The sequence below is a fragment of the Streptomyces sparsus genome (assembly GCF_054776295.1).
On sequence record NZ_BAAHCA010000267.1, the window covers coordinates 1 to 5,591 of the forward strand.

A 5,591-nucleotide genomic window follows, 5' to 3' on the forward strand; every position below is an offset into this window, starting at 1 on the left:
CGCCGGGCGTGCTCCGCGGCCTGCGTGCCGAGCTCCTCCGCCGCGCCCTCGGGGCCGGGGCGGCCCGGTTCACGCACGTCGGAGTCCTCCGCGGCGACCGCCGCTCTCGCACGGGCATGCGGTATGGCGGACTCGGCCGGTCGGGCCGCCTGCGGTCCGGCAGCCGACTGGTGGGGCGTCGGGTACTCCGTCACGTGTCGGGTTTCCATCCGTCCGGAGCTACTAGGGGCGTCGGCAGTGCAGGAAGAGCTGGATCTCGGGCGGCACGTCCGTGCTTGCGGGTGCGAAGGCGAAGGACTCCTCACCGAGGATCTCGAAGCCCGCGTCCCGCACGACCCGGCGCAGGTCGTCCCGCAGGTATCCCGATACCCGGATCACGTTGCCCAGGAACGGGATCGAGAAGTCGTCCACGTCCGCCTCGACCATCGCGATGGCCAGCAGCCCACCGGAACGCAGCTGCCCGTGCAGCATACGCAGGGCGACCGGGATCTCCTCAAGCGGCAGCATCAGCAGCGAGAAGAAGGCCGCCACCCCGTCGAAGCCGCCCGGCGGCGCCAGCGCACGGGCCTCCAGGTCGGCGATGTCCAGCTCGTGGAACTCACCCTCGGGCACGTTGTCGACCGCCAGCTTCAGCATGCCGGGCGAGAGGTCGACGCCCGTCACCCGGTGCCCGGCGTCGACCAGCTGCCGCGCGGTGGGCAGCCCCGTGCCGCAGCCCAGGTCCAGGACGTGGGAACCGGGCGGCAGCTCCCGGCAGAGCCACTCCCCGGCCGCGACCTGCCCGTCCTTGTGGGGGAACGCCTCGTCGTAGCGGTCACCGATGCCGTCGAACGCCTCGGCCTGGCCGGTGCGGTCTATCACCGACCGGTCCCAGCCCGCGTAGCCGGTCTGTCCGTCCGTGTTGTCCACGACGGGACTCCTCTCCGTGGCGTTCACCAATTCCGCTTCGGTACGGGGATGTTGACGAAGTGCGGGCCACCACCAGGAACCGTACGGAAGGCTGATCCTACGGTTCCCGACGGGGGGCGCATCAAGAGGTGCACAGGGGATCATCACCGCGGTCCCAGTCCCGCGGCAACAGCGGCACCCGCCACTGCGGCTCGGGCCGCCAGCGCTCCCAGCCGTCCGCGAACGGCGCACCCCACGCACGGATCACCTCCACCGCCGACCGCCCGGCCGCCCGCACCCGCTCGGCCTGCCGGGCATCCATCAGCCCGGCGTCCTGCGCCTGGCCGAACTCGTCCTCGTCGCGCCACTGCCAGCTCCGGTCCGGGTAGACCTCGATGTCCAGGAAGTGGTCCTCCGAGTCCACCCCGCCCGACCAGCGCGTCAGCGGCTCTTCCAGGTTCACGTACCAGTTCTTGAAGCGCCAGCCGGGCTCCCAGAACAACCACACCGACCACGGGTCGCCCGGCCGTGCCAGCTTCAGCACACCGGTGCCGAACCAGCGGGAGGTGACCACAGTGCGAGGCTTGGTGTAGCGGGTGGCCAGTGGCTCGTGGTGCACCGGGGTGCCGTCGGCCAGCTGCGGTTTCACACACCGGGTGCCGGGCGCCATCCACACCGCGAGCAGCTCCTCGGTGTCCCGGACCACCGTCACCGGCCGGCAGATGTGCGGCTCGGTCCGTCCGTTGGCGCGGTACCGCCACAGGATGTGGCTGCCGGGCGACCACCTGGCCCCGGCGAGACCACCCGTCTGTCCCTGCTCGATGTCCGCTGTCATTCACGGATACTACCCGCGGGGCGTCGTCCGAGCCGTGAAGCCGGCGTACCCCGTCCCGGGCCCTGCCGCCGCCGCAGCGCCGCCCGAGCAGCTCCGGAGCACCACCCGAGCGGCACCGCCGGCCGGCCCGGACGGACGGCCGTCCGCAGCCTCGTCCGCCACCCGTCCGCAGTCCTGGGCGGCACCCTCGGGCAGCGTCAGGGACGCGTCATGCGCAGCACGTCGAGCGCCTCGTCGAGCTGCTGCTCGGTCAGCTCGCCGCGCTCCACGTGGCCGCGGTCGAGCACCGCCTCACGGATCGTCTTGCGCTCGGCGATGGCCGTCTTCACGACCGCGGCCGCCGCCTCGTAGCCGATGTACCGGTTGAGCGGGGTGACGACCGACGGCGACGACTCGGCGTACTCGCGGGCCCGCTCCTCGTTCGCGGTGATGCCGTCCACCGTGCGGTCGGCCAGCAGCCGGCTCGCGTTGGCCAGCAGCCGCACCGACTCCAGCACGTTCCGGGCGAGCAGCGGCAGCATCACGTTCAGCTCGAAGTTGCCCGACGCGCCGGCCACCGTGACGGTCGTGTCGTTGCCCATCACCTGGGCCGCCACCATCAGCACCGCCTCGGGCACCACCGGGTTGACCTTGCCCGGCATGATCGACGAACCAGGCTGGAGGTCGGGCAGGTTGATCTCGGCCAGGCCCGTGCGCGGCCCGGACGCCATCCAGCGCAGATCGTTGGCGATCTTCGTGAGGCTCACCGCGACCGTCTTCACCTGGCCGGACGTCTCCACCAGGCCGTCGCGGGCGCCCTGCGCCTCGAAGTGGTCGCGGGCCTCGGTGAGCGGCAGACCCGTCGTGCGGGCCAGCTCGGTGATCACCGCCGCCGAGAAGCCCGGCGGGGTGTTGATGCCGGTGCCGACCGCGGTACCGCCCAGCGGCAGCTCCGCCAGCCGCGGCAGCGACGCCCGCAGCCGCTCCACCCCGTAACGGATCTGCGCCGCGTAGCCGCCGAACTCCTGCCCGAGCGTCACCGGAGTGGCGTCCATCAGGTGGGTGCGGCCGGACTTCACCACCGCCGCGAACTCCGCCGCCTTGCGCTCCAGCGCCTCCGCCAGGTGCTCCAGCGCCGGGATCAGGTCCGCGGTGACCGCGGCCGTCGCCGCGACGTGCACCGACGTGGGGAAGACGTCGTTCGACGACTGGCTGGCGTTCACGTCGTCGTTGGGGTGCACGGGCCTGCCCAGGCGCTCGCCGGCCAGCGAGGCCAGCACCTCGTTCATGTTCATGTTGGACGAGGTCCCCGAACCCGTCTGGAAGACGTCCACGGGGAAGTGCTCGTCCCAGCCGCCGGCCGCGACCTCCTCGGCTGCGGCGGTGATCGCCGCCGCAGTCTCCTCGTCGAGCACGCCCAGTTCCCCGTTGACCTTCGCCGCGGCGGCCTTGACCCGGGCCAGCGCCTCGATGTGGGCGCGTTCCAGGCGGCGGCCGGAGACGGGGAAGTTCTCCACCGCGCGCTGCGTCTGCGCTCCCCACCTGGCGTCGGCGGGAACCCGCACCTCGCCCATCGAGTCGCGCTCGGTCCGGTAGCTCGTCTCGTCACTCATGCGATCGAGCCTACGACGCCGGGCCCCGCCCATGACGGCCCCGCGTCCCCGCCACCGCCCGCCGGGCCCCGTACCGAGGACGGGGCCCGGCGGGGCCGCTCAGTTGCCCGCGCGCACCGGGATGCTGGTGACGAACGGCTGCGAGGGGCCGGGGTCGGTGAAGAAGTCGTTGCCCTTGTCGTCGACCACGACGAACGCCGGGAAGTCCTCCACCTCGATCTTCCACACCGCCTCCATGCCGAGCTCCTCGTACTCCAGGACCTCGACGGACTTGATGCAGTCCTGCGCCAGCCGGGCCGCCGGGCCGCCGATCGAGCCCAGGTAGAAGCCGCCGTGCGCGGCGCACGCGTCGGTGACCTGCTTGCTGCGGTTGCCCTTGGCCAGCATCACGAGCGAACCGCCGGCCGCCTGGAACTGCTCGACGTAGGCGTCCATGCGGCCCGCCGTCGTCGGCCCGAACGAGCCCGAGGCGTAACCCTCGGGGGTCTTCGCCGGACCGGCGTAGTACACCGCGTGGTCGCGCAGGTACCGCGGCATCTCCTCACCCGCGTCCAGCCGCTCCTTGATCTTGGCGTGCGCGATGTCCCGGGCGACGACCAGCGGCCCGGTCAGCGACAGCCGCGTCTTCACCGGGTGCCTGGTCAGCTCCGCGCGGATCTCGTCCATCGGCCGGTTGAGGTCGACGCGGACCACCCCGTCGTCGGCGGAGTCCAGCTCCTCGTCGGTGGTCTCGGGCAGGAACCGCGCCGGGTCCGTCTCCAGCTGCTCCAGGAACACGCCCTCGGCGGTGATCTTCGCCTTGGCCTGCCGGTCCGCCGAGCAGGACACCGCGATGGCCACCGGGCAGGACGCGCCGTGCCGCGGCAGCCGGACCACGCGCACGTCGTGGCAGAAGTACTTGCCGCCGAACTGGGCGCCGATACCGATGCGCTGGGTCAGCTCGAAGACCTTCTCCTCCAGGTCCTTGTCGCGGAACCCGTGCCCGTCGGGCGAGCCCTCGGCCGGGATCTCGTCCAGGTAGTGCGCGGAGGCGTACTTCGCGGTCTTCAGCGCGTACTCGGCGCTGGTCCCGCCGACCACGATCGCCAGGTGGTACGGCGGGCAGGCGGCGGTGCCCAGCGAACGGATCTTCTGCTCCAGGAACGCCATCATCGACGCCTCGTTCAGCACCGCCTTCGTCTCCTGGTAGAGGAAGGACTTGTTCGCCGAGCCGCCGCCCTTGGCCATGAAGAGGAACTTGTACGCGTCGCCGTCCGCCGCGTACAGCTCGATCTGGGCGGGCAGGTTCGTCCCGGTGTTCTTCTCGTCCCACATGGTCAGCGGCGCCATCTGGGAGTACCGCAGGTTGAGGCGGGTGTAGGCGTCGTGGATGCCCCGGGAGAGCGCCTCCTCGTCACCGCCGGCGGTGAGCACCTGCTGGCCGCGCTTGCCCATCACGATCGCGGTACCGGTGTCCTGGCACATCGGCAGCACTCCGGCCGCCGCGATGTTGGCGTTCTTCAGCAGGTCCAGGGCGACGAACTTGTCGTTGCCGCTGGCCTCCGGGTCGTCGAGGATGCGGCGCAGCTGCGCCAGGTGGTCGGGCCGCAGGTAGTGCGAGATGTCGTGCATCGCCTCGGCTGCCAGCGTGGCCAGCGCCTCCGGCTCGACCCGGAGAAAGGTCCGGCCGTCGGCCTCGAAGGTGCTCACGCCCTCGGAGGTGACCAGCCGGTACCGGGTGGTGTCCTCGCCCAGCGGGAGCAGGTCCGTGTAGCGGAACGCCGGGCCGGCCGGACGGGAGCTGTCAACCATGGGGAGGCTCTTCTCTTCCTCTCGACAATGAGCGCGCCGACACACGGCGCGCCACACAGCGTAGAACGCGGCGGGCCGGCCGCAGGTGTGAGGTCCCGCTCACCTGCCCCCGGCCCTCCGGGTCCTCTGCCCCGTCCCGACCCTGGGTCCCGCTGCGCCCGTGGGTCGGTCCCGTCCGGGGTCTGGTCGCGATGTATCGCGTCTGGCTAGGGTGGAGGGGTGAACGAGATCCCGATGCGGAAACAGCCCGCCGAGTCCCCCGCTCCGCGACGGTCCGAAGGCGTCCGGCCCGCCGACGTGCTCGCCTCGGACGCGGACCGCGAACGGGTGGCGCACATCCTGCGGGACGCCTTCGCCGAGGGCCGGCTGGACGCCGAGGAGCACGCCGAGCGTCTCGACGCGGCCTACGCGGCCCGTACCGCCGGGCAGTTGGAGCCGCTGCTGCGGGACCTGCCCGCGGGCCGCCGGCGCCCGCAGCCGGAGCT

General features: G+C 72.1%; 6 protein-coding genes. 1 reads left to right on the forward strand and 5 read right to left on the reverse strand.

Going from position 1 to position 5,591, the window contains the following annotated elements; genetic code table 11:
* The 5 genes from ACYVE9_RS14005 to ACYVE9_RS14025 form a co-directional block, all read right to left on the reverse strand.
* Positions 1-209: hypothetical protein (locus tag ACYVE9_RS14005; protein WP_461028160.1), on the reverse strand; the 209-nt coding region annotated here is incomplete at its 3' end.
* Between the two features lie 13 nt (positions 210-222).
* Complete coding sequence (locus ACYVE9_RS14010) at positions 223-909, reverse strand: class I SAM-dependent DNA methyltransferase (RefSeq protein ID WP_461028161.1); 687 nt, start codon at positions 907-909, stop codon at positions 223-225.
* A 121-nt stretch (positions 910-1,030) separates the two neighbouring features.
* Positions 1,031-1,723, reverse strand: coding sequence for a cytidylyl-2-hydroxypropylphosphonate hydrolase (gene fomD, locus ACYVE9_RS14015; RefSeq protein ID WP_461028162.1), 693 nt, complete (start codon positions 1,721-1,723; stop codon positions 1,031-1,033).
* Between the two features lie 197 nt (positions 1,724-1,920).
* On the reverse strand, positions 1,921-3,315 hold the full coding sequence (locus ACYVE9_RS14020; protein WP_461028163.1) for a class II fumarate hydratase: 1,395 nt from the start codon (positions 3,313-3,315) through the stop codon (positions 1,921-1,923).
* 99 nt (positions 3,316-3,414) lie between these two features.
* Positions 3,415-5,106 carry a fumarate hydratase gene (locus ACYVE9_RS14025; RefSeq protein ID WP_461028164.1) on the reverse strand — a complete coding sequence of 564 codons (1,692 nt, stop codon included), beginning with the start codon at positions 5,104-5,106 and terminating at the stop codon, positions 3,415-3,417.
* A gap of 234 nt (positions 5,107-5,340) precedes the next feature.
* Between ACYVE9_RS14025 and ACYVE9_RS14030 the strand changes: the two genes are divergently transcribed.
* The coding region (locus ACYVE9_RS14030; RefSeq protein WP_461028165.1) for a DUF1707 SHOCT-like domain-containing protein at positions 5,341-5,591 on the forward strand (251 nt) is incomplete at its 3' end.

What these genes read in the sequence shown, in the direction of transcription:
- fomD (WP_461028162.1), bottom strand. Translation starts at nt 1,723, where the DNA reads ATGACAGCGGACATCGAGCAGGGACAGACGGGTGGTCTCGCCGGGGCC.
- ACYVE9_RS14025 (WP_461028164.1), bottom strand. Translation starts at nt 5,106, where the DNA reads ATGGTTGACAGCTCCCGTCCGGCCGGCCCGGCGTTCCGCTACACGGAC.
- ACYVE9_RS14020 (WP_461028163.1), bottom strand. Translation starts at nt 3,315, where the DNA reads ATGAGTGACGAGACGAGCTACCGGACCGAGCGCGACTCGATGGGCGAG.